Origin of the sequence: Microbacterium sp. T32, assembly GCF_001619615.1 — a bacterium.
Taxonomy (GTDB): Bacteria; Actinomycetota; Actinomycetes; order Actinomycetales; family Microbacteriaceae; genus Microbacterium.
Map to the genome: position 1 here is coordinate 1 of NZ_LQQP01000078.1, position 21,101 is coordinate 21,101.

At 71.7% G+C, this 21,101-nt stretch carries 19 protein-coding genes and 1 tRNA gene; 11 read left to right on the forward strand and 9 right to left on the reverse strand.

From position 1 onward, the window contains the following. Window positions 1–110: 110 nt before the first annotated feature. Window positions 111–923: an alpha/beta fold hydrolase gene (locus AVW09_RS16850; RefSeq protein ID WP_063259150.1), complete on the reverse strand. Its 813-nt coding sequence runs from the start codon at window positions 921–923 to the stop codon at window positions 111–113. A 215-nt stretch (window positions 924–1,138) separates the two neighbouring features. On the opposite strand from AVW09_RS16850, the gene AVW09_RS16855 reads away from it, so the two are divergent. The 3 genes from AVW09_RS16855 to AVW09_RS16865 are packed head-to-tail and all read left to right on the forward strand — an operon-like array spanning window position 1,139 to window position 3,842. After that, window positions 1,139–2,239, forward strand: a complete 1,101-nt coding sequence (locus tag AVW09_RS16855; protein WP_063259151.1) for a cupin domain-containing protein — start codon at window positions 1,139–1,141, stop codon at window positions 2,237–2,239. Beyond that, complete coding sequence (locus AVW09_RS16860) at window positions 2,236–3,060, forward strand: fumarylacetoacetate hydrolase family protein (protein ID WP_063259152.1); 825 nt, start codon at window positions 2,236–2,238, stop codon at window positions 3,058–3,060. Before AVW09_RS16855 ends, AVW09_RS16860 begins: the two co-directional genes overlap by 4 nt. Beyond that, entirely contained in the window at window positions 3,057–3,842 is a 786-nt protein-coding gene (locus tag AVW09_RS16865) for a maleylpyruvate isomerase family mycothiol-dependent enzyme (RefSeq protein ID WP_197462686.1), read from the forward strand. The genes AVW09_RS16860 and AVW09_RS16865 overlap by 4 nt, the downstream gene beginning before the upstream one ends. 83 nt (window positions 3,843–3,925) lie before the next feature. Here AVW09_RS16865 and AVW09_RS16870 read toward each other — a convergent pair whose 3' ends face one another. From AVW09_RS16870 to AVW09_RS16880, 3 genes are read right to left on the reverse strand one after another with little or no spacing between them, the layout of a single operon-like run. Next, on the reverse strand, window positions 3,926–4,537 hold the full coding sequence (locus AVW09_RS16870) for a flavin reductase family protein (protein WP_063259153.1): 612 nt from the start codon (window positions 4,535–4,537) through the stop codon (window positions 3,926–3,928). A 20-nt stretch (window positions 4,538–4,557) separates the two neighbouring features. After that, complete coding sequence (locus tag AVW09_RS16875; protein WP_063259154.1) at window positions 4,558–6,216, reverse strand: (2,3-dihydroxybenzoyl)adenylate synthase; 1,659 nt, start codon at window positions 6,214–6,216, stop codon at window positions 4,558–4,560. Beyond that, a complete protein-coding gene (locus tag AVW09_RS16880) occupies window positions 6,213–7,718 on the reverse strand; it encodes an FAD-dependent monooxygenase (RefSeq protein ID WP_063259155.1) in 1,506 nt (501 codons plus the stop codon). Before AVW09_RS16880 ends, AVW09_RS16875 begins: the two co-directional genes overlap by 4 nt. A gap of 109 nt (window positions 7,719–7,827) precedes the next feature. On the opposite strand from AVW09_RS16880, the gene AVW09_RS16885 reads away from it, so the two are divergent. Further along, window positions 7,828–8,667 carry a PaaX family transcriptional regulator gene (locus AVW09_RS16885; RefSeq protein ID WP_063259156.1) on the forward strand — a complete coding sequence of 280 codons (840 nt, stop codon included), beginning with the start codon at window positions 7,828–7,830 and terminating at the stop codon, window positions 8,665–8,667. Between the two features lie 44 nt (window positions 8,668–8,711). Here the strand turns inward: AVW09_RS16885 and AVW09_RS16890 are convergent, their stop codons facing one another. After that, entirely contained in the window at window positions 8,712–9,560 is an 849-nt protein-coding gene (locus AVW09_RS16890; RefSeq protein WP_063259157.1) for a Sir2 family NAD-dependent protein deacetylase, read from the reverse strand. An 87-nt stretch (window positions 9,561–9,647) separates the two neighbouring features. Between AVW09_RS16890 and AVW09_RS16895 the strand changes: the two genes are divergently transcribed. Then, window positions 9,648–10,454 (forward strand): TrmH family RNA methyltransferase, encoded by an 807-nt coding sequence (locus AVW09_RS16895; protein ID WP_063259187.1) that lies wholly within the window; start codon window positions 9,648–9,650, stop codon window positions 10,452–10,454. 2 nt (window positions 10,455–10,456) lie between these two features. On the opposite strand, the gene AVW09_RS16900 is transcribed toward AVW09_RS16895, so the two are convergent. Further along, a complete protein-coding gene (locus AVW09_RS16900) occupies window positions 10,457–11,314 on the reverse strand; it encodes an SGNH/GDSL hydrolase family protein (RefSeq protein WP_063259158.1) in 858 nt (285 codons plus the stop codon). Between the two features lie 255 nt (window positions 11,315–11,569). Between AVW09_RS16900 and AVW09_RS16905 the strand changes: the two genes are divergently transcribed. After that, window positions 11,570–13,483: a DEAD/DEAH box helicase gene (locus AVW09_RS16905; RefSeq protein ID WP_063259159.1), complete on the forward strand. Its 1,914-nt coding sequence runs from the start codon at window positions 11,570–11,572 to the stop codon at window positions 13,481–13,483. Window positions 13,484–13,637: 154 nt separating this feature from the next. Further along, window positions 13,638–14,717, forward strand: coding sequence for a VIT1/CCC1 transporter family protein (locus tag AVW09_RS16910; protein ID WP_063259160.1), 1,080 nt, complete (start codon window positions 13,638–13,640; stop codon window positions 14,715–14,717). Between the two features lie 54 nt (window positions 14,718–14,771). Here the strand turns inward: AVW09_RS16910 and AVW09_RS16915 are convergent, their stop codons facing one another. Both AVW09_RS16915 and AVW09_RS16920 read right to left on the reverse strand, forming a co-directional pair. After that, window positions 14,772–15,815, reverse strand: a complete 1,044-nt coding sequence (locus AVW09_RS16915) for an isopenicillin N synthase family dioxygenase (RefSeq protein WP_063259161.1) — start codon at window positions 15,813–15,815, stop codon at window positions 14,772–14,774. 132 nt (window positions 15,816–15,947) lie between these two features. Next, a tRNA-Leu gene (locus tag AVW09_RS16920) sits at window positions 15,948–16,032 on the reverse strand. A 161-nt stretch (window positions 16,033–16,193) separates the two neighbouring features. Here AVW09_RS16920 and AVW09_RS16925 point away from each other — a divergent pair. Beyond that, a complete protein-coding gene (locus AVW09_RS16925; RefSeq protein WP_063259162.1) occupies window positions 16,194–17,495 on the forward strand; it encodes a M20/M25/M40 family metallo-hydrolase in 1,302 nt (433 codons plus the stop codon). Window positions 17,496–17,503: 8 nt separating this feature from the next. Beyond that, complete coding sequence (locus AVW09_RS16930) at window positions 17,504–18,352, forward strand: undecaprenyl-diphosphate phosphatase (RefSeq protein WP_063259163.1); 849 nt, start codon at window positions 17,504–17,506, stop codon at window positions 18,350–18,352. A 54-nt stretch (window positions 18,353–18,406) separates the two neighbouring features. Here AVW09_RS16930 and AVW09_RS16935 read toward each other — a convergent pair whose 3' ends face one another. Then, window positions 18,407–19,273 carry a PAC2 family protein gene (locus tag AVW09_RS16935; protein WP_063259164.1) on the reverse strand — a complete coding sequence of 289 codons (867 nt, stop codon included), beginning with the start codon at window positions 19,271–19,273 and terminating at the stop codon, window positions 18,407–18,409. Window positions 19,274–19,382: 109 nt separating this feature from the next. Here AVW09_RS16935 and AVW09_RS16940 point away from each other — a divergent pair, with 109 nt between their 5' ends. Next, window positions 19,383–20,075 carry an HAD family hydrolase gene (locus AVW09_RS16940; protein ID WP_063259165.1) on the forward strand — a complete coding sequence of 231 codons (693 nt, stop codon included), beginning with the start codon at window positions 19,383–19,385 and terminating at the stop codon, window positions 20,073–20,075. Beyond that, entirely contained in the window at window positions 20,072–21,097 is a 1,026-nt protein-coding gene (locus tag AVW09_RS16945; RefSeq protein ID WP_063259166.1) for a tRNA (adenine-N1)-methyltransferase, read from the forward strand. The genes AVW09_RS16940 and AVW09_RS16945 overlap by 4 nt, the downstream gene beginning before the upstream one ends. Window positions 21,098–21,101: the final 4 nt, after the last annotated feature.

Sequence of the window (21,101 nt, forward strand, 5' to 3'; positions counted from 1 at the left end):
GGCCGACCCGCGGCGCGGACGGGCGCTCGCCGAGGGGCGGGGGGGGTGGGAATGGGCCGGCCCCCGGCCCGGACGGGCGCACGCCGGGGGCCGGGGCGAAGGGGGTGGGCTCAGCTCTGCGCGCGTGCGGGCTGGAGCGCGTCGACGACCACGCGCGCGAAGCCGGCGGGGTCCGACAGGTGCGCGAAGTGGTCGGCGCCGTCGATGTCGGTGATCCCGGCGCCGGGGATGATGCCGGCGAGGTCGTGCGCCGACTGGTACAGGAACGACGTCGTCGCGGTGCCCGCGATGAGGTGGGTCGGGTCGTGGATCTCGGCGTATCCCAAGAGGTCGTCGCCGAGCGCGTCGATTTCCCCCAGCTCGCGCACCCAGGTGGGCGTCAGGGGCACGCTGGCGCCCCACAGGGGCGTCTCGCGGATGAACGGGATGGCCTCGGCGGGCACGCGCACGAAGTTGACGAGCGCGTACTCCAGCGCACCGTCGAGGTCGCCGGCATCCACGAGCTCCCGGTATCCGGCCAGGCGCTCGCCCGCGACGGGTCCCTGGACGGCCAGAGGAGGCTCGTAGGCGATCAGGGTGCCGCCGGAGAGGCCGTGTCGCCGCGCGTAGGCGAGCGTCGCGAGGGCGCCGAACGAGTGGCCGAGGAGGTGCGCGCCGGGGCCGGCGACCGCCATCATCGCGGCGATGTCGGCGACCTCGGTGTCGAGCGAGTAGTCCGCGGTGTCGCCGCTGCCGCCGCGCCCGCGACGGTCGTGGACGTAGAGGGTGACGTGCTCGGCGAGCGCCTCGCTCGCGGGGAGCCACTGCTCCTTCGTGGCGATGCTGCCGTGGGTCACGACGAGGGCGGGGCCGCTTCCACGGCGGAAGTAGGCGATGGGGGTGCCGTCGGCCGAGGTGGTGTGCGCGTGTTCGATGTCGGACATCTTCTGCCTCCTTGCAGAATCGCGTCGGGTGCCCGCCGGGGGATTCGGGGGCCGGGGCGTCGGACGCTCCGTGCGGCACATCGTGTAACAGATTTGCGTCTGACGCAAGAGGAATGTTTCACAAAGATCCCGGCATCCAATCATGTGTAACGAATTTCTGTTGCAAGACGCGCGAAAGTAACGCAATCTGGGATTGCCACGATCGAGGAGGACCGATGAGCACGCAGACCACGCCGGTCGAGAACGCGATGCAGCCCGAGGACAGCCCGGAGCTCCGCGCCCTGTACCGGGGATTCGAGGAGCAGCATCTCATCCCGCTCTGGACGCAACTTGACGACCTGATGCCGCAGACCCCGCAGCCCAAGGCGGTGCCGTGGGTGTGGCGCTGGAACGCCCTGCAGCCGCTCGCAGAGCGCGCCGGCGATCTGATCCCGGTGGGGCGTGGGGGAGAACGCCGCGCCATCGGCCTCGCCAACCCCGGCCTGGGCGGGCGCGCATACATCTCGCCGACGCTGTGGGCCGCCATCCAGCAGCTCGGGCCGCGCGAAACCGCGCCCGAGCACCGGCACTCCCAGAACGCCTTCCGTTTCGTGACATCCGGTGAAGGAGTCTGGACGGTCGTCAACGGCGACCCCGTGCGCATGAGCCGCGGCGACTTCCTGCTCACGCCCGGCTGGAACTTCCACGGCCACCACAACGAGACCGACCAGTCCATGACCTGGATCGACGGCCTCGACATCCCCTTCGCCTACCAGATGGACACCGGGTTCTTCGAGTTCGGTGCCGAACGCGTCACCGACGAGGCGACACCGAACTTCTCTCGCTCGGAGCGCCTCTGGGCCCACCCCGGCCTTCTTCCCCTCGCCGGGCTGCGTCGGACCGTGTCGAGCCCCATCGGCGCGTACCGGTGGGAGCACACCGACGCCGCGCTCACCGATCAGCTGCTCCTGGAGGCGGAGGGGATGCCGGCCACGGTCGGCCCCGGCCACGCCGCCGTACGTTTCGCCAACCCGACGACCGGCGGCGACGTCATGCCGACCATCCGCGCTCAATTCCACCGCTTCCGCGAGGGCGCGAGTACGCCCGTCCGGCAGGAGGTCGGATCGAACGTCTACCAGGTGTTCGAGGGATCGGGACGCGTGCTGCTGGGCCACACCGAGCACGCGGTCGAGCACGGCGACATCTTCGTCGTGCCGAGCTGGTGCCGCTTCCGGGTGCAGGCCGAGACGCGCCTGGACCTGTTCCATTTCAGCGACACCCCGATCTTCGAGGGCCTGGGGCTGTACCGCGAGCTCGAAGAGGAGACCGACCGATGAAGCTGTGCACCATCCACTGGCGAGAGTCCACCGCCGCCGCGCGGGTGGAGGGAGACCACGTCGTCGTGCTCGAGGAGCACGCGGACGTCGGCGCTCTGCTCCGCGCGGGCGACGTCGAGGCGACCGCCGAGGTCGACGGGCCCACGATCGCCCTCGACGAGGTGCGGTTCGCGCCGGTCGTGCTCGCGCCGAGCAAGATCGTGTGCGTCGGTCTGAACTACCGCGCGCACATCCTCGAGATGAAGCGCGACCTGCCCGAGTACCCCGTGCTCTTCGCGAAGTTCCCCGACACCCTCGCCGCGGCGGGCGAAGATCTCCCGCTTCCCCCGGAGAGCCCCGAGATCGACTGGGAGGGCGAGCTCGCGATCGTCATCGGCACCGCCGTGCGCCGCGCGGACGCCGGGCAGGCGGCCGCCGCCATCGCCGGCTACACGATCGCCAACGACGTCTCGATGCGCGACTGGCAGTTCCGCACGCGCGAATGGCTGCAGGGCAAGGTCTGGGAGCGGTCGACGCCGCTCGGGCCCGTGCTCGCCACCGCCGACGAGATCCCCTCCGACGCCCGGATGCGGACGGTCGTGGACGGAGTCCTCAAGCAGAACGGCGACATCCACGATCTCGTCCACGGGCCGGTCGACCTCGTCCGGTACATCTCGACCGTGACGACGCTCCGACCCGGCGACGTCATCCTCACCGGCACCCCCGGCGGGGTGGGACACGCGCGCGAACCCCAGGAGTACCTGGCATCCGGGAGCGTGGTCGAGGTCACGATCGACGGCATCGGAACCCTCGTCAACCGCTTCGTCGCGGAGGAGCCGTGAACGCCGAGACGCTGGGCCCCGAGGAGCGGGCCCTGCGCGAGCGTCAGGGCGCCGGCGCGCGCTACGACGCTCCGGCCGCACCTCACGCGCACCTCGACCTCGCGCGCCGGGGGACGGCGTACTTCGCGCGGCGGCTCGGCGAACTCGACGACGACGACATGGACGCGCCGAGCCTCCTGCCCGGGTGGTCGCGACGCCACCTCCTGGCGCACGTGGGCTACAACGCGCGCGCGGTCGCCCGGCTCGTCGAGTGGGCCCGCACGGGTGTGGAGACCCCGATGTACGCCTCCGACACCCAGCGGTGGGACGAGATCGTCCTCGGGTCGACCCTGCCCGCACGGGCGCTGCGGCACCTCGTCGAACACGCCGCGGTCCACCTGAACGTCGAGTGGCGCGACCTGACCGACGCGCAGTGGGATGCCACGGTCGTCACCGCGCAGGGGCGCACGGTGCCCGCGCGGGAGACGGCGTGGATGCGAGCCAAAGAGGTGTGGGTGCACGCCGTCGACCTCGACAACGGCGGCTCCTTCCTCGACTTCCCGACCGAGATGGTCGACGAGATCATCGCCGACGTCTTCCGCGCCTGGACGCGGCGCGGCGAGCCCGGTGCGGTGGTGCTGCGCGCGACCGACCGCGACCTCGGGGTCGCCGCGTACGGCGAGGGCGGGCCGACGGTCGAGGGCGCCACGCCCGACCTCGCGCGTTGGATCGCGGGCCGCGGCGCTCGCCGCCTGCGGGTCGTGGGCGGCGGCGACCTGCCCGTGATCGCGCGCTGGTTCTGACGCGGGCGCCGCTCATCCGCCCGGGACGGGCGGCAGTTCCACCACACGTCCGAGCGGGGTGTAGTGCGGGCAGGCGAGGCGTCTCATCCGCCCGGGACGGGCGGCAGCTCCATCACGCGCCCGAGCGGGGTGTACCGCGGGCCGGCGAGCCGTCCGATCGGGCGCAGCAGCTCGGTGTCGATGCTCGCGGCGCCCGTCGATCCGACGCGCACGATGTCGTCGCGGATCGACCACGCCACCACGGTCCCCACCACGAACTCGCCCCCTGTGGGGCTGAACGCGGTCGTCGAGTGGTAGCGGCACTCCATCCGCACGGGCGCGTCCGCGAGCCCCGGTATGCCGATCACCCGCGAGTCCTCGAGCGCGAGGCCCAGGTGCTCGGCTTCGCCGACGTCCGGTGGCATCCCTTCCGAACTGGCGTGGAGGGAGGCGAGCATCGACTCGTCGGCGATGTTGACGACGTACTCGCCGTACGCCTCGATGTTGCGGATCGTGTCCTTGCGGCCGTGCGCGCGGCGGTTCACGGTGAATCCGAGCATCGCGGGATGCTGACTCACCCACGTGAACGAGCTGAAGGGCGCCAGGTTCACCGGGTCCCGCCCGCTCGTGACCCACGCGATCGGGCGGGGGACGACCGACCCGACGAGCAGACGGTACGTATCGGCGGGGGAGAGGCCGGCGGCGTCGATGAACATGGGTCTCCTCGATCCGGGCGTCAGCCCCGGGCGTGTTCGCTCGCGAGCAGCTCGCGCAGCGCCTTCTTGTCGATCTTGCCGACTTTGGTCAGCGGCAGTTCGGCGACGGTCTCGAGGCGCTCGGGGCGTTTGAAGGCCGCGACCCCCGAGGCGTCGAAGTGCGCGCGGACGGTGGCGAGGTCGAGTTCGTACCCGTCGTGCAGCACGGCGAACAGGCACACGGTCTCGCCGAGGGTCGCGTGCGGCATCGCCACCGCGGCCGCGAGCCGCACCGAGGGGAGCCGATAGACCAGGTTCTCCACCTCCTCGGCGGAGATGTTCTCGCCGCCGCGGTTGATCATGTCCTTGCTGCGGCCCTCGACGACGAGGTTCCCGTCGGGGCGCAGACGCACGATGTCCCCCGTGATGTAGAAGCCGTCGGGTGTGAACGAGCGGGCGTTCGCCTCGGGCGCGTCATAGTAGCCGCGCGGCGTGTACGGCCCCCGGGTGAGGAGAACGCCGGGGGTGCCGTCCGGGACGGCGGTCCCGGTGGCCTCGTCGACCACCCTCAGCTCGTCGGAGGTCGACACCGGGCGTCCCTGCGTCGCGACGATCGCCTCCACGGGGTCGTCGAGCCGCGTGACGTTGATGAGGCCCTCCGCCATGCCGAACACCTGCTGCAGCGTTCCGGGCAGCTCCTCGACCGCTCGCCGGGCCAGCTCGTCGGCCAGCCGCGCGCCGCCCACTTGCAGCACGCGCAGGGTGTGGAGTGCGTCGGTGCCGACCGCGGCGCCGTGGTCGAGCCACGACGCCACGACGGCCGGCACCGCGGCCGTGTGGGTGACGCCGTAGCGCTGGATCGCCGCGAACGCGCGCTCCGGACGCGGGGAGCCGAGCGGCACCACCGTGCCCCGGGCGAACAGGGTGCCCAGGATGCCGGGGCACGCGAGCGGGAAGTTGTGGCCCATCGGCAGCGTCGCCAGGTACACCGTGTCGGCGTCGACGCCCGCGGTCGCCGAGGTCAGCAGCACGTTGCAGACGTAGTCGTCGTGCGTGCGCGCGATGAGCTTCGGCAGTCCCGTGGTGCCCCCGGAGAGCAGGAACACGGCGACGGAGGAGGCATCCACGGGCGGGAGCGCGACGCCGCGGGTCGCCGCGTCCGACGGGGCGCACAGCGGGGCGAGGTGCTCGACGTCGTCGGGGAGCGCGCGGTCGTCGTCGGCCTGGATGAGCACGTGGCGGAGCGTCGGACTCTCCGCGCGCAGCGCGCACGACAGGTTCCGGTGGTCGAAGTCGCGCAGCGCGTCGGGGCTCACGAGCGCCACGGCCTCGGACGCCTCGATCAGGTGCCGCAGCTCGTGCTCGCGGTGGGCGGGCAGCGCCATGACCGGCACGATCCCCGCGCGGAGGCACCCGAGCGTGAGCACGACGAACGTCCAGTGGTTCGGCAGCTGCACGACGATCCGGTCGTCGGGGGCGATCCCGAGGGCGAGGAGCCGCGCGGCGCACGCGTCGACGCGGTCGGCCAGCTCCGCATAGGTGAGGGTCGTGTCGCCGTCGGCCACGGCGACACGGTCGGCGTGGGTCCAGGCGGACTCGACGAAGACGTCGCCGATCGCGCGGCCCCGCCACAGTCCGTCCGAGCGGTAGCGCTCCGCGACCTCGGCCGGCCAGGGGGTGAGTCCGTCCGCGGTGTTCATCGGAGCACCGCGTCGGCACGGCCGGACAGCACGAGCGTCATCGCGCGATCCTCGTCGCAGTCGGGCTCGTCGATGATCGCTGCCACGCCGTGGCGCAGACGGGCCGCCTCGGCGGCCAGCTGGCGTTCGAGCGGGGTTCCGCCGGTGATCAGCACGGTCGTGGCATCCGCGTGGCTCGCGAGCGCGTCGCGGACCGCGGAATCGGGATGGATGCCGCTCCCCACCGCGACCGTGACGGCCGACGGCAGGTGGTCGCGGTCGAGCACGCGGCGGTCGAGGAGCACGCGGGCCCCGGGCCCCCGCACCGGGGACTCGAGTGGCGGTGCGCCGTGGCGTCGCTGCCACTGATCGAGCGCACGCCGCACCGCCTCGGGGTCGCGGCGGGCGATCTTGGCGGCCGGCAGCGCCCGGGAGAAGAAGTGGAAGCCGAACTGCCACGGCTCGAAGGCGTGGAAGTAGGTGCCGAAGTTCTCCCACCACGACAGGCTCGGACCGGCCGCGCCCTGGATGCGGGCCACCTGCGGCTGGCGCACGGCCTCGTACCCCGTGAAGGCGGCCTCGGTGTCGTCGGGGTGCGCGGCGAGCGCCTCGGAGAGCGCGATCGCGTCCTCGAGGGCCATCTTGGTGCCGCTGCCCACGGAGAAGTGCGCGGTGTGCACGGCGTCGCCGAGCAGCGCGACGTTGCCGTGGTGCCACCGGCGGGCGCGGATGGTCCGGAAGTTGCCCCAGCGCGAGTTGTTGCCGATGAGCTGCGCACCCCCGATGAGCGGGGCGAACAGTTCCTCCAGGCGCCGCTGGCTGTGCTCGTCGCTGGGCCCGGGGGGAGTGGCGGCGTCGAAGCCGTCGAGTCCCGCGGCCCGCCACGTGTCCTCGTCGGTCTCGACGATGAAGGTCGAGAGCCCGCCGCCGATCGGGTACGCATGGGCGGCGAACACGCCGCTCACGTCGCCGGGGAGAGTGTCGTCGTACGTGTGGAGGAAGGTGAGGCCGTCGAAGACGGCGTCTGTGGCGAACCAGATGAACTTGGCCGTGGCGATGTCGTAGGTCACGCCCAGCGTGTCGTCTCCGATGGCGGCACGGGTCTGGGAGTTCGCGCCGTCCGCGGCGACGATCACGTCGTAGTCGGCCAGGTCGTCGAGGACGCGGGCGTCCGAGAAATGCAGGTGCGCACCGGCATCCGCCGCCCGCGCCTGGAGGGCCGCGAGCAGGTCCTTGCGCAGCACCGCGCCCATGCCGTTGCCGCGGAACGACAGGCTCTCTCCCTTGAGGCGCACCTCGATAGCGTCCCACCGCACGCCGGAGGCGTCGAGCGTCTCACGCAGGGCCGAGTCCGCGGCATCCACGCCGTTCTGCGTCGCGTCCGAGAACACGACGCCGAATCCGAAGGCCTCGTCCGGGCGGTTGCGTTCGAACAGGTCGACGTGGGCGCCGGGGATGTTCCGGGCCGCCAGTGCGGCGAACAGCAGCCCGCCGGGGCCGCCGCCGAGGACAGCGATGCGCATATCAGCCTCCTTGCTGAAGTCGTCGTCCCAGGGGGGACGTCACGAGTATGCAACATAATCACGTGCAACGCCAAAACTTCGTTACACATGGGTCCGGTAACGTTCTCGCATGCGCCCGCGCTCCCTCGTATTCACCCTCTTCGGGGACTACTTCCGCTACTGCGGCGACGGAGGAGCGCCCCTGCGCGGTCTGAGCGACGTCCTGCAACTGTTCGGCGTCGAACCGGCGACCACCCGGGTCGTGATGTCGCGCCTGCGCGCCGAGGGCTGGTTCGAGACGCGGCGCGACGGTCGCCTCACCACCTACGTGCTGTCGCCGCGGGCGTGGACCCTCCTCGACGAAGGACGCGACCGCATCTTCCGGCACATCGCGCGCGAGTGGGACGGGCAGTGGACGCTCATCGCGACGCGGGCCGGCGACCGCACCGCGCGCGACGAGGTGCGCAAGCGCCTCACGTGGCTCGGCTTCGGCCAGTTGCAGCCGGCGATCTGGATCGCCCCCGGCGACCGGATGGCATCCGCTCGCGCGGTCATGGAGGAGAGCGACATCGAGTCCGACGTCTTCCTCAGCCGCACCGGAGACATCGACGGCGACCGCTCCCTCGCCGGTCGCGGGTGGGACCTCGAGGGTCTCGACCGGCTCTACCGTGATTTCGCCGCCGCGCACGACATCGCCGAGCCGCCGAGCTCCGACGAGGAGGCGCTCGTGCGCCGCGTGCACCTCACCGACGACTACCGTCGGTTCCCGTTCACCGACCCCGACCTGCCGGCGGTGCTGCTCCCTGCATCGTGGAGCGGACCGCGGGCCCACGCGGTGTTCGTGCAGCGGCACGGCGAACTGCACGACGCCGCGACCGCGGCGGTCGAGCGTCTCACGGGGCTCCGGATCGTGGGGGCACACCGTGTGTTCCTGGCGGACGGCGCGGTGGGATACACGCGCGGGCAGTGAGCCGTCGGGCGCTACCGCAGCGCGGGCAGTGAGCCGTCCGGCGCTTACCGCAGCAAGGGGAGCCGCTCGGCGAAGGTGCTCAGCACGTCGCTCGTGCCTGCGTCGATCTTGACCGCGGCGCGCTGATCGGCGCGCGTCGCTCCGCGGTTGACGATCACGACCGGCAGTCGCCGGCGACGCGCGCGCTCGACGAGGCGGATGCCGGAATTCACGACGAGCGACGAGCCGGCCACGACGAGGGCCTCGCTGGCGTGCACCAGCTGCTCGGCCTCGCGGAACTTCTCGACCGGGATGTACTCGCCGAAGAACACCACGTCGGGCTTGAGCGTGCCGCCGCACACCGTGCACACCGGCACGATGAAACCTTCCGCCGACGCGGGCGTGACGTCGCCGTCCGGACCGAGCTCGACGTTCTCGGGCACGGTGATCCACGGGTTGTCGGCCTCGACGCGCGCCGCCAGGTCGCGGCGGTCGAACACCTGCCCGCAGTGCAGGCAGCCGACGCGACGCATCGTGCCGTGGAGTTCGACCACGCGGTGACTGCCCGCGCGGACGTGCAGACCGTCCACGTTCTGCGTGATGACGCCGTTCGTGATCCCGGCGTTCTCGAGTGCCGCGAGAGCCCGGTGACCGTCGTTCGGCTCGGCCGCGGCGAACGCCTTCCACCCGAGGTGGCTGCCGACCCAGTACCGCCGGCGCGCGTCCGCGTTCGCGAGGAACTGATCCGCCGTCATCGGGGTCCGCGTCGGCGCGCCCTTTCCGCGGTAGTCGGGGATCCCCGAATCGGTGGACACCCCCGCGCCCGTGAGCACCGCCACGCGGCGGCCGGCGAGCACCTCGACGGCTCGATCGATGGATGCCAGGGTCTCGGCATCCCTCGTCGTGTCCGTCATGCGCACCTCCGTCGCTTCGAGTCTAGGACCGTGGGTGGATGCCCTCGCCCGGGGCACCGGGCCGTGCGGTCCTGGCAGAGTGGGACGATGCCCGTCCTCCCGATCGCCTCCGCCGACGACCCCCGTCTCGCCGACTACCGCGACCTCACCGACGTGTCGCTGCGCCGCGTGAGCGAGCCCGCCGGCGGCCTGTACATCGCCGAATCGTCGAAGGTGCTCGACCGCGCGCTCCGCGCCGGGCACCGTCCCCGCTCGGTGCTCGTGCAGGAGAAGTTCCTCGACGACGCCCTCGCGCTGGCAGGGGAGGATGCCGAGATCTACGTCGTCCCGGCGGAGGTCGCCGAGCAGGTCACCGGCTACACCGTGCACCGGGGGTTGCTGGCATCCATGCACCGTCCCGTTCTGGCCCCCGTCGCCGACGTCGTCGCGGGCGCGCGGCTCGTGGTCGTGCTCGAGGACATCGTCGACCACACCAACGTCGGTGCCGCGTTCCGTTCGGCCGCGGCGCTGGGTGCCGACGCGGTGCTCGTCACTCCGCGCTGCGCCGACCCGCTCTACCGGCGCAGCGTGCGCGTCAGCATGGGCACGGTGTTCCAAGTGCCGTGGACGCGGCTACCGGAATGGCCCGAAGCCAAACCGCTGCTCACGGACGCCGGGCTGCACCTCGCCGCCCTCGCGCTCGCCGACGACGCCGTGACGCTCGACGACTTCGCCGCGGCCGGACACGAACGCGTCGCCCTCCTCATGGGCGCCGAGGGCGACGGACTGAGCCGCGGTGCGCTCGCCGCGGCCGACACCGTCGTGACGATCCCGATGGCCGGGGGAGTGGACTCGCTCAACGTCGCCGCGGCGAGCGCGGTCGCGCTGTGGGAGCTGGGGCGCGCCTTGCGCTGAGCTCAGACCTCCGTGTGGCGCGAGGCCGTGGCATCCTGTCCCGGGGCGAGGGTGATCACGGGCAGCGGCTCGGGGCGCTTCGGGAGGATGTGGTCGCCCGACGACTGGTGACGCAGACGCCGCAGCACCCACGGCACGAGATACGCGCGCGCCCAGACCAGGTCCTTCTCGCGCGCCGCGCGCCACGTCGTCGGGGGCAGGGCCTCGGGCTGCATCGGCTGCAGGTCGTTGGGGACGTTCAGGGCCCGCAGCACCATCCGCGCGACCTCGTGGTGGCCGAGGGTGTTGTAGTGCAGGCGGTCGTCGTCGAAGAAGCGCATGTCCTGCACCTCTTTCAGGCCCCACTGGTTCGCGACGATGCAGTCGTAGCGGTCGGCGATCGAGCGGATGTTCTCGTTGTAGATCGCGACCTTGCCCCGGATGCCCCGGAACACGGGCGTGAACTCGGTGTCGATGCCCGTGAACACCACGACCGTCGCGCCGTCGCTGCGGAGGCGCACGACGGCATCCTCGAACTGCTGCGAGACGGCGTCGGGATCGGTGCCTGGGCGGATGACGTCGTTTCCCCCGGCGGAGAAGGTGATGAGGTCGGGCTTCAGCGCGAGCGCCGGGTCGATCTGATCGGCGACGATCTGGCCGATGAGCTTCCCGCGGACCGCGAGGTTGGCGTACGCGAAGTCGTCGACCTGGGATGCCAGGACCTCGGCGACACGATCCGCCCAGCCGCGGTGACCGCCGTCGGGCAGCGGGTCGCCGATCCCCTCGGTGAAGGAATCACCGAGGGCGACGAAGCGGCGCCAGGGGTGCGGGCCGGGGTTGTCGGACGCAGACGGGGCGGGCGAGTGCGGATCGAGTGTCATCGAAACCTCCGCCCCCAGGCTATCCCCGCCCCTCGGCACGGCAAGGGGCCCTGGCATCCCCCCACTCCCTCCTGCCGCCCCGCACCGCCCCCTTCTCGATAAACGCTCCGGCTCGCCAGAAACGCCGCGCCGGAGCGTTTCCACCGAGCCGAAGCGTTTATCGCAGGTGGGGTCGTGGAACCCTCCCCAGGCGCACGCGGCACCCCAGAGAAACGCCTATCGTGGATGTTCGCGCTCGCGAGGGAAGGAGGTTCGATGCTGGAAGAAGAAGCCCGCACTTCGGCCCTCCCCGACACCACCTCCGACGCGACCGCGCCCGAGCTCTCCTTCGGCGACTCCGGCGACGAGCACCACTTCGGAAGCTTCGCCGCGGAGCACCTCTCGCCGTCGTTCCCGCAGCGCGCCCCATGGGGAACCGCGCAGCGCCTGCGCGCGTGGCAGGCCGAAGCGCTCGACCAGTACTTCGGCTCCGACGGCCCCGACGGCGTCGGCAAGGGCCCCCGCGACTTCCTCGCCGCGGCCACCCCGGGCGCCGGTAAGACGACGTTCGCCCTCCGCCTCGCGTCCGAGCTCATGCGCCGCCGCGTCGTCGACCGCATCGTCGTCGTGGCCCCCACCGAGCACCTGAAGACCCAATGGGCTGAGGCGGGGGCGCGGGTCGGCATCCGTCTCGATCCGTACTTCTCCAACCGGCACGCGACGCCCTCGCGGCAGTACCACGGCGTCGCGGTCACCTACGCGCAGGTGGCCGTGAAGGCCGAGGTGCACCAGCGCCTGACGATGGATGCCAGAACCCTGGTGATCCTCGACGAGGTGCACCACGGCGGCGACGCGCTCAGCTGGGGCGACGCGCTCCGCGAGGCGTACGGCCGCGCCACCCGCCGTCTGCTGCTCTCGGGGACGCCCTTCCGCAGCGACACCGCGCCCATCCCGTTCGTGGAGTACCACCCGAACGACAAGGGAATCCGCCTCTCGCGCACCGACTACGCCTACGGCTACCGGCGCGCGCTCGACGACGGGGTCGTCCGTCCCGTCTTCTTCCTCGTCTACGCCGGGCAGATGCGCTGGCGCACCAAGGCCGGTGAAGAGATGGAGGCCCAGCTCGGGCAGGACAACACCAAGGACATCACGTCGCAGGCGTGGCGCACCGCGCTCGACCCCAACGGCGACTGGATCCCCGCGGTCCTCCGCTCTGCCGACCGACGCCTCACCGAGGTGAGAGAGACGGTCCCGGATGCCGGCGGCCTCGTCATCGCGACCGACCAGACCGCCGCACGCGCGTACGCCACGATCCTCGAGGACATCAGCGGCGAGAAGGTCACCGTCGTCCTCTCCGACGAAGCCGAGGCGTCCGGCCGCATCGAGACGTTCTCGAAGGGCACGAGCCGCTGGATGGTGGCCGTCCGCATGGTGTCCGAGGGCGTCGACGTCCCGCGCCTCGCCGTCGGCGTGTACGCCACGAGCGCCTCGACGCCGCTGTTCTTCGCCCAGGCCATCGGCCGCTTCGTCCGCGCCCGCCGCCGCGGTGAGACCGCGAGCGTCTTCCTCCCCAACGTGCCGCAGCTCCTCGCACTCGCCGGGGAGATGGAGGCGCAGCGCGACCACGCCCTCGACCGCGACAGCGACGCGGATGACCAGTGGAACGCCGAAGAAGACATGATGGATGCCGCCGAGCGCGAGGACAAAGCCTCCGACGCGCTCGAGCAGGAATTCGAGTACCAGGCCCTCGGCTCGCTCGCGCACTTCGACCGCGTCCTGTTCGACGGACAGGAGTTCGGCCAGCTCGCGGTCCCCGGAACGATCGAGGAGGAGGAGTTCCTCGGCATCCCCGGGCTCCTCGAACCCGAGCAGGTGCACGAGGTGCTCATGACCCGCGCGTCGCGCCAGTCGCGCCACCGGTCCTCGCGCGAGGCGAAGGAGAAGGCGAGCGGCCAGGAGCCGCCCAGCGTCGACGAGGGCGGGCTGCCGCAGCCCCTGCACCGCACCCTCAAGGAACAGCGGCAGCTGCTCAACAGCCTCGTCGGGCTCTACGCCCGGCAGACCGGCGAGGCGCACGGCCTCGTCCACGCCGAGCTGCGGCGCATCTGCGGCGGCCCCGCCGTCTCGCACGCCACCGTAGCGCAGCTGCAGGCGCGCATCGAGGTGCTGCGCAAGCGCGTGCGGTCCTGAAATCCGCGGATTCGCCGGTCCGAAATGCTGGCACCGGGTCCGTGGCATCCGCGTGTTCCCGGGCTTCGGAGGCCCGAAATGCTGTCAGTATCGGCCGACGCGCCCGGGGGAGGGGAACACCCCGCCTAACGTGGGGGAGACCCGAAGGAGAACCGTGACGACCCCCGCCACACCCACTGCCCGCGACCGCCGTCGTTGGGCGCGCTACCTCGTCGACGAACGCGCCGAAGCGCGCGTGTACCGCGACCTCGCGAGCCGCCGCTCCGGCGAGGAACGCGACATCCTCCTCGCGCTCGCCGAGGCCGAGGGCCGCCACGAACAGCACTGGCTCGCGCTCCTCGGCGACACGCCCCAGCGCCTTCCCCGTCCCGATCTCGGCACCACGCTGCTGGCCTGGATGGCCCGCCGCTTCGGCTCGATCTTCGTGCTCGCCCTCGCTCAGAACGCCGAAGCGCGCTCGCCCTACGCCGACGAGCCGTACGCCACCGCGCAGATGGCCGCCGACGAGCAGGTGCACCACGAGGTCGTGCGTGGGCTCGCCGCCCGCGGACGCCGACGGCTGTCCGGAACCTTCCGCGCTGCCGTGTTCGGCGCCAACGACGGACTCGTGTCGAACCTCGCGCTCGTGATGGGCGTCGGCGCCACCGGCGTCGCGCCGAGCTTCGTGCTGTTCAGCGGCATCGCGGGACTCCTCGCCGGCGCGCTGTCCATGGGCGCGGGCGAATTCGTCTCGGTGCGCTCGCAGCGCGAACTGCTCGAGGCCACCGAGGAGAACGACTACGCCGACTCCGCCCTCCCGCACCTCGACCTGGATGCCAACGAGCTCGCGCTCGTGTACCGCACCCGGGGGATGGAGGCCGAGGAGGCTCTTGCCAAAGCCCGCGACGTCGTCACGGCGGCCCAGGCCGGGACGGCGCCCGCCGCCGCGGCACCGGGGGAGTCGTCGCACGAGGTCGTCGGCAGCGCGTGGGGCGCGGCGATCTCCAGCTTCCTGTTCTTCGCCTCCGGCGCGATCATCCCCGTCCTCCCGTGGATCTTCGGCATGAGCGGTGTCGGGGCCGTGGCTCTCGCCCTCGGCCTCGTGGGCGTGGCGCTGCTCGCCACCGGTGCGATGGTGGGCCTGCTCTCCGGCGCTTCGCCGCTCAAGCGCGGTCTGCGTCAGCTCGCGATCGGCTTCGGCGCGGCCGCCGTGACGTACGTGCTGGGCCTGCTGTTCGGGGTGTCCGCGGCCTGAGGCCTTGGCATCCCCCTACCGCTGCCCCGATGAACCCGATCCACGGCGCGAGGCTCAGCCGCGGCTCGCGCTGACCCGCGCGGCTTCGCGCACCGCGGAGACGTTCTTGCGTCCGGCGCGGGATCCGGCGAGCTTCGCGGCGATGTGCTCCGCGACGGTCACCGGCTCGTAGAGCGCGGGCCACTCGCGCGACGCGAAGTGGGGGAGCACCCCGACCACCGCGTCGGCGTTGCCGTCGTGGAAGAACGCCGCCGAGCGGCGGCGCTCGATCGTCCCGTCGATCACGGGCGGCTTCACCCGGTGCAACGTCGACAGCCACTTGTCGTTCGTGAGCCGCGCGGCCACGTCGCCGATGTTCACCAGCAGCGCGCCCTCGGCCGGCATGACGTCGTTCCACGACCCGTCCAGTCCCAGCACCTGCAGCCCCGCGACCCGGTCGGCCCAGAGCACGGTCACGAGTCCGAAGTCGGTGTGCTCGCCCATGCCGGTCAGCTCGGCGCCGAGCTCGATCGAGCCCGGGGGCAGCGCGTAGTTGTTCATCCGGAGCACGTCGATCGAGTGGTCGGTGAGCGCATCGAAGTAGTCGTCGGGCACCCGCAGGGCGGCGGCGAAGACGTGCGTCAGCGTCTGGGCCACGCGGCGCGCTTCGTCGAAGTACGTCTGCACCGCGCGGCGGAAGGTGGGCACGGCATCCGGCCAGGTGTTCTCGGCGTAGTCCGCCGCGGTCGCCGTCGAGCCGGAGTACTCCCGCCACGAGGTGCCGACGTTGAACGCCTCGAAGAAGTCGTTCATGCGCGTCACCGGGTCGATGCCGAGGCTGTAACTCAGCGACTCGCTCTTCGGAGGCGTGTAGCCGCGGTTCTCGGATGCCGGACGCACGTACTGCTTCTTGGCATCCAGGCTCAGCCCGAAGAAGGCGTCGAGCGCGTCCTCGAGGTCGGCGATCGTCCGGTCGGGCACCCCGTGTCCCACGATCTGGAAGAAGCCGACGGTGCGGCACGCGTGATCGACGGCGGCGACGACGGCGGCGCGCGCCGCTTCGGATCCCGGGACGACCCAGGCGGAGATGTCGATGGTGGGAACGTGGAACCGGTACATGTGGCATCCATCCTTCCGGGATGCCTCGACGCTAGAGCCGCGATGTCACGGCGGCGTTTCGCCGGTGTCACGGGTATCGAAGGATGGAAAACGAAGAAGGCCCCGGACGAATCCGGGGCCTTCTTCGTTCTGTGCGCGAGGGGGGACTTGAACCCCCACGCCCTATACGGGCACTAGCACCTCAAGCTAGCGCGTCTACCTATTCCGCCACCCGCGCATTGGGTGTCTGTCGCTTTCGCAACGAAGAACGACATTACCACGCCTCGAGCGCACCCCACGAACCGGGGCCGCACCCCGGGCGCGTCCCGCCGTCGCACCGACGTGCCGCCGCCGTGGCGTGGACGGGGGAGGGCGCACGCGCCGGGTACCGTAGTGCGCATGTCCGAGCACGACGCCGACCCGCCCGAGGTCGCCCGCGTGGCCGCCGACCTCATCCGCTTCGACACGACGAACTTCGGCGGAGGCCGGTCCCGCGGCGAGCGCGAGGCCGCCGAGTACGCCGGTGCGTACCTCGAGGCTCTCGGTCTCGACGTCGAGTACTACGAGCCGATCGACCGCCGCACCAACCTCTCGACGCGCGTCCCGGGTCGTGACCGCGACAAGCCCGCGCTCATCCTCCACGGCCACCTCGACGTGGTCCCGGCCGTCGCCGAGGACTGGAGCGTCGACCCGTTCGCGGGCGAGATCCGCGACGGCATCCTCTGGGGCCGCGGCGCCGTGGACATGAAGGACATGGATGCCATGATCCTCACCGCCGTGGCCGACGTCCTGCGCGCGGGCGAGCAGCCCGAGCGCGACATCATCGTGACGTTCTTCGCGGACGAGGAGAACGGCGGCGTGGAGGGCTCGGCCCTGGTCGTCCGCGACCGACCCGAGTGGTTCGCGGGAGCGACCGAGGCGATCAGCGAGGTCGGCGGCTACTCGATCGCCGTCGACGATCGCCGCGCGTACCTGCTCCAGGTGGGCGAGAAGGCCCTGCTGTGGATCAAGCTCGTCGCCCGCGGCCGCGCCGGCCACGGCAGCGCGCTGCACCCCGACAACGCCGTGACCGCGGTCGCGGAGGCGGTCGCCGCGCTGGGGCGCACGCGATGGCCCGTGCGCCTGACCGACACCACGACGCAGCTCCTCGCGGGCCTCGCCGAGCTCACCGGTGACGACGCGGGCGACCCCGACCGGCTCGCGCAGCGCGCGGGCGCGGCATCCGGATTCCTCCGTTCCACCCTGCGGACGACGACGAACCCCACGGGGCTCACCGCCGGGTACAAGCACAACGTCATCCCCGACCGCGCCGAGGCCCTCATCGACGTGCGCGTGCTGCCCGGCACCGAGGAGGCGGCGCTCGCCGACATCCGCCGCATCGTGGGGCCGGACGTCGAGGTCGAGATCGTCCATCAGGACATCGGCCTGGAGGTCCCCTTCGCGGGCGACCTCGTGGATGCCATGGTCGGACAGCTGTCCCGCCACGACCCCGGCGTGCCGGTGATCCCGTACCTCATGGGCGGCGGCACCGACAACAAGGCCCTGGCCTCCCTCGGAATCTCCGGTTACGGGTTCGCGCCGTTGCGACTCCCGTCCGACCTCGACTTCACCGGGATGTTCCACGGTGTGGATGAGCGCGTCCCCGTCGACGCGCTCGAGTTCGGTCGTCGAGTCCTCGCCGACCTCATCCGGACGTACTGAAGGACCGCATGCATATCTTCGAGGTCATCATCCTCGGGCTCGTCCAGGGCCTGACCGAGTTCCTCCCCATCTCCTCCAGCGCCCACCTGCGGATCGTGGGCGAGTTCCTGCCCTCGCAGACCGACCCCGGCGCGACGTTCACCGCGATCACGCAGCTGGGTACCGAGCTGGCCGTTCTGCTGTACTTCCGCAAGAAGATCGGCAGGGTCATCTCGCGCTGGTTCGGTTCGCTGTTCGGCCGTGTTCCGCGCAACGACCCCGACGCCCGCATGGGCTGGCTGATCATCATCGGCACCATCCCCATCGGCATCCTGGGCTTCCTCCTGCAGAGCCTGATCCGCGACAACTTCCGGAGCCTCTGGATCACCGCGATCGTGCTCATCGTGTTCGGCATCCTGCTCGGACTCGCCGACCACTACGGCAAGCGTCGTCGTGACCTGAACGACCTCACGTACCCGCACGGTCTCGCCTACGGATTCGCCCAGGCCCTCGCCCTCGTGCCGGGTGTGTCCCGTTCGGGTGCGACCACGACCCTGGGCCGCGCCCTCGGGTACAAGCGGACCGCCGTCGCCGAGTACTCGTTCCTCCTCGCGGTTCCCGCGGTGTTCGTGAGCGGGCTCTACGAGCTGTACAAGAGCTTCGACGAGGGCACCGGACCCTACAACCTCGCCGAAACGGGGCTCGCGACCGTGATCGCGTTCGTCGTCGGCTTCCTCGTGATCGCCTTCCTCATGCAGTACCTCAAGAAGGGCAGCTTCCTGCCGTTCGTGATCTACCGCATCGTCCTCGGCGTCGTCGTGATCGTCCTTCTCCTCACCGGGGTCGTCCCGGCGGAATCGACGATCATCTCCGGCTGATCCGGCACGAAGCAGAACGGCGCCGCCCCTTCGGGGACGGCGCCGTTCTCGCGTTCAGCGGCGGGGCGGGTCGTCGCGCCCGGGCTTGGCGGGGCCGTCGCCGCCGCGGCGCAGGTACCGCTCGAACTCCTGGGCGATGGCATCCCCCGACGCCTCCGGAGAATCCCACGTGTCGCGGGTCTGCTCGAGCTGGTGGATGTAGTCGCGCATCTCGTCGTCGTCCGCGGCCGCGGCGTCGATCGACGCCTCCCACGCGAGCGCCTCGGCGGCGAGCTCGCCCCGCGGCACCGGGATGCCCGACACCGACTCGAGCCGGTCGAGGAGCGCGAGCGTCGCCTTGGGGGACGGCGTGTGGCCCGCGACGTAGTGCGGCACGCTCGCCCACAGGCTGGCCGTCGGGATGCCGGCGCGCTCGGCCGCGTCGCCGAGGGCGCTCAGGATGCCGACCGGCCCCTCGTACAGACTCCGCTCGAGCCCGAGGGACTGGCGCACGCCGTCGTTGTCGCTGCCCGCGAACACCGAGATCGGGCGGGTGTGCGGCACGTCGGACATCATCGAGCCGAGCGCGACGAAGCCGGTGATGTCCTCCCGCAGGGCGACGTCGATGAACTCCGCGGCGAAGGCCTGCCACGCACGCGCCGGCTCGACGCCCACGAGCAGCCAGATCTCCGGGGCGCCGGTGCGGTGGGCGGGGCGGAGCAGCGTGGCCTCGGGCCACGTGAGGGTGCGGTGGCCCTCGGCATCCACTCCCACCTGGGGGCGGGTGTACTGGTAGTCGAAGTACAGCTCCGGATCGACGGAGTGCACCACCTCGTAGTCGCTGCCCGTCCGCAGCATCGCTGCCGCGGCCGAGGCCGCCTCTCCGGCGTCGTTCCAGCCGTCGAAAGCGGCGACGATGATCCGGCGACCCAGTGCGTCCACGCAACCTCCTCTGCCCCTGCGGGGCTGGATATCCAGGATAGGCGCATGCGCCCCCGCGGGAGCGCTCGGCCGGGGGCTGGCCGGGGAGCGCCCTGGATACGATGGAACGATGACTTCCCCCGCGCCCGCCGCCGTCCTCTGGGACATGGACGGCACCCTCGTCGACACCGAACCGTTCTGGATGGCCGCGGAGACGCCCCTGGTCGAGCGGTTCGGCGGCACGTGGTCGCACGCGCAGGCGCTCGGGATGGTCGGGCTCGCGCTGGAGGACTCCGCGCGGCTGCTCCAGAACGCCGGAGTCCCGTGGGGCGTGGACGAGATCATCGCCCACCTCACCGACGAGGTGCTGCGTCAGCTCGCCGTGCACGGCGTGCCGTTCCGCCCCGGCGCGCGGGAACTGCTCGCCGATCTGCGTCGGTCGGGCGTGAAGACGGCCCTCGTGACGATGTCGATGCGGCGCATGGCGCTCTCGGTCGTCGACCTCATCGACTTCCCGGCCTTCGACGTCGTCGTCGCCGGGGACGACGTCACGCGGCCGAAGCCCTATCCCGACCCCTACCTCCAGGCCGCCGACGCCCTCGGCGTCGCGATCGGCGACACCGTCGCGATCGAGGACTCGCCGAACGGCCTGCGCTCGGCGCTCGCGAGCGGCGCGGTGACCCTCGGCGTCCCGCTCATGGTGTCGCTCGACGAGGTCGGTGCCCACGCGCTGTGGCCGACCCTGGCCGGTCGCGGCGCCGCGGACCTCGCCGCCCTCCATTCCACCCACGCACCCGCGACCACCCCACAGGAGACCCGATGAGCGAGACCCCGCACCTGAGCGGACCTTTCCGGGTCGGCGACCGCGTGCAGCTGACCGGACCCAAGGGGCGGATGCACACCATCACGCTCCGCGAGAACGGCGAGCTGCACACGCACAACGGCGTGCTCAAGCACGAGCTGCTCGTCGGCCAGCCGGACGGCAGCGTCGTCACGAACAGCTCCGGCCACGACTACCTCGCGCTCCGTCCGCTGCTGCGCGACTTCGTCATGTCGATGCCGCGCGGAGCGGCGATCGTCTATCCGAAGGACGCCGCGCAGATCCTGTCGCAGGCCGACATCTTCCCAGGGGCGACGGTCGTCGAGGCGGGCGTGGGCTCGGGCGCGCTGTCCCTGTGGCTCCTGCGCGCGATCGGTCCGAGCGGCCGCCTGGTGTCGTTCGAACGTCGCGAGGAGTTCGCCGACGTCGCCCGCGCCAACGTCGAGACGTTCCTCGGTGCGACCCCCGGCACGTGGGAGGTCGTCGTGGGCGACCTGGTCGAGAATCTCCCGGATGCCGTCCCCCCGGCATCCGTCGATCGTGTCGTGCTCGACATGCTCGCGCCGTGGGAGTGCATCGACGCCGCGGCCGACGCGCTCACCCCCGGCGGCGTCGTGCTCTGCTATGTCGCCACCGCCACGCAGCTGAGTCGCGTGGCGGAGTACATCCGCGCCACGGGGCTGTTCACCGACCCGGATGCCTCCGAGACCATGGTCCGCGGATGGCACGTCGAGGGCCTCGCCGTCCGCCCCGACCACCGCATGGTCGCGCACACCGGCTTCCTCCTCACCGCGCGTCGCCTGGCTCCCGGGGCCGTGCCGCCGGAGGTCAAGCGGCGCGCCTCGAAGTCCAGCTACGGCGACGAGGACGTCGAACTGTGGACCCCCGGCGCCGTCGGCGACCGCGAGATCACCGACAAGAACCTGCGCAAGCGCGTGCGTGAGGCTCAGAAGGCCGCCGACGGCGTGCGCCGCCGCGAGGGTCAGACGGGGGCCGCGACGGAGGCACCCGACGGGACCGCCTAAACTG

Bases quoted from the DNA above. Each gene is read 5' to 3' on its own strand.
- AVW09_RS16870 (WP_063259153.1), bottom strand. From the start codon at position 4,537: ATGTTCATCGACGCCGCCGGCCTCTCCCCCGCCGATACGTACCGTCTG.
- AVW09_RS16930 (WP_063259163.1), top strand. From the start codon at position 17,504: ATGCATATCTTCGAGGTCATCATCCTCGGGCTCGTCCAGGGCCTGACC.
- AVW09_RS16855 (WP_063259151.1), top strand. From the start codon at position 1,139: ATGAGCACGCAGACCACGCCGGTCGAGAACGCGATGCAGCCCGAGGAC.
- AVW09_RS16880 (WP_063259155.1), bottom strand. From the start codon at position 7,718: ATGCGCATCGCTGTCCTCGGCGGCGGCCCCGGCGGGCTGCTGTTCGCC.
- AVW09_RS16915 (WP_063259161.1), bottom strand. From the start codon at position 15,815: ATGTACCGGTTCCACGTTCCCACCATCGACATCTCCGCCTGGGTCGTC.
- AVW09_RS16895 (WP_063259187.1), top strand. From the start codon at position 9,648: ATGCCCGTCCTCCCGATCGCCTCCGCCGACGACCCCCGTCTCGCCGAC.
- AVW09_RS16890 (WP_063259157.1), bottom strand. From the start codon at position 9,560: ATGACGGACACGACGAGGGATGCCGAGACCCTGGCATCCATCGATCGA.
- AVW09_RS16850 (WP_063259150.1), bottom strand. From the start codon at position 923: ATGTCCGACATCGAACACGCGCACACCACCTCGGCCGACGGCACCCCC.
- AVW09_RS16875 (WP_063259154.1), bottom strand. From the start codon at position 6,216: ATGAACACCGCGGACGGACTCACCCCCTGGCCGGCCGAGGTCGCGGAG.
- AVW09_RS16860 (WP_063259152.1), top strand. From the start codon at position 2,236: ATGAAGCTGTGCACCATCCACTGGCGAGAGTCCACCGCCGCCGCGCGG.
- AVW09_RS16885 (WP_063259156.1), top strand. From the start codon at position 7,828: ATGCGCCCGCGCTCCCTCGTATTCACCCTCTTCGGGGACTACTTCCGC.
- AVW09_RS16925 (WP_063259162.1), top strand. From the start codon at position 16,194: ATGTCCGAGCACGACGCCGACCCGCCCGAGGTCGCCCGCGTGGCCGCC.
- AVW09_RS16945 (WP_063259166.1), top strand. From the start codon at position 20,072: ATGAGCGAGACCCCGCACCTGAGCGGACCTTTCCGGGTCGGCGACCGC.
- AVW09_RS16940 (WP_063259165.1), top strand. From the start codon at position 19,383: ATGACTTCCCCCGCGCCCGCCGCCGTCCTCTGGGACATGGACGGCACC.
- AVW09_RS16905 (WP_063259159.1), top strand. From the start codon at position 11,570: ATGCTGGAAGAAGAAGCCCGCACTTCGGCCCTCCCCGACACCACCTCC.
- AVW09_RS16900 (WP_063259158.1), bottom strand. From the start codon at position 11,314: ATGACACTCGATCCGCACTCGCCCGCCCCGTCTGCGTCCGACAACCCC.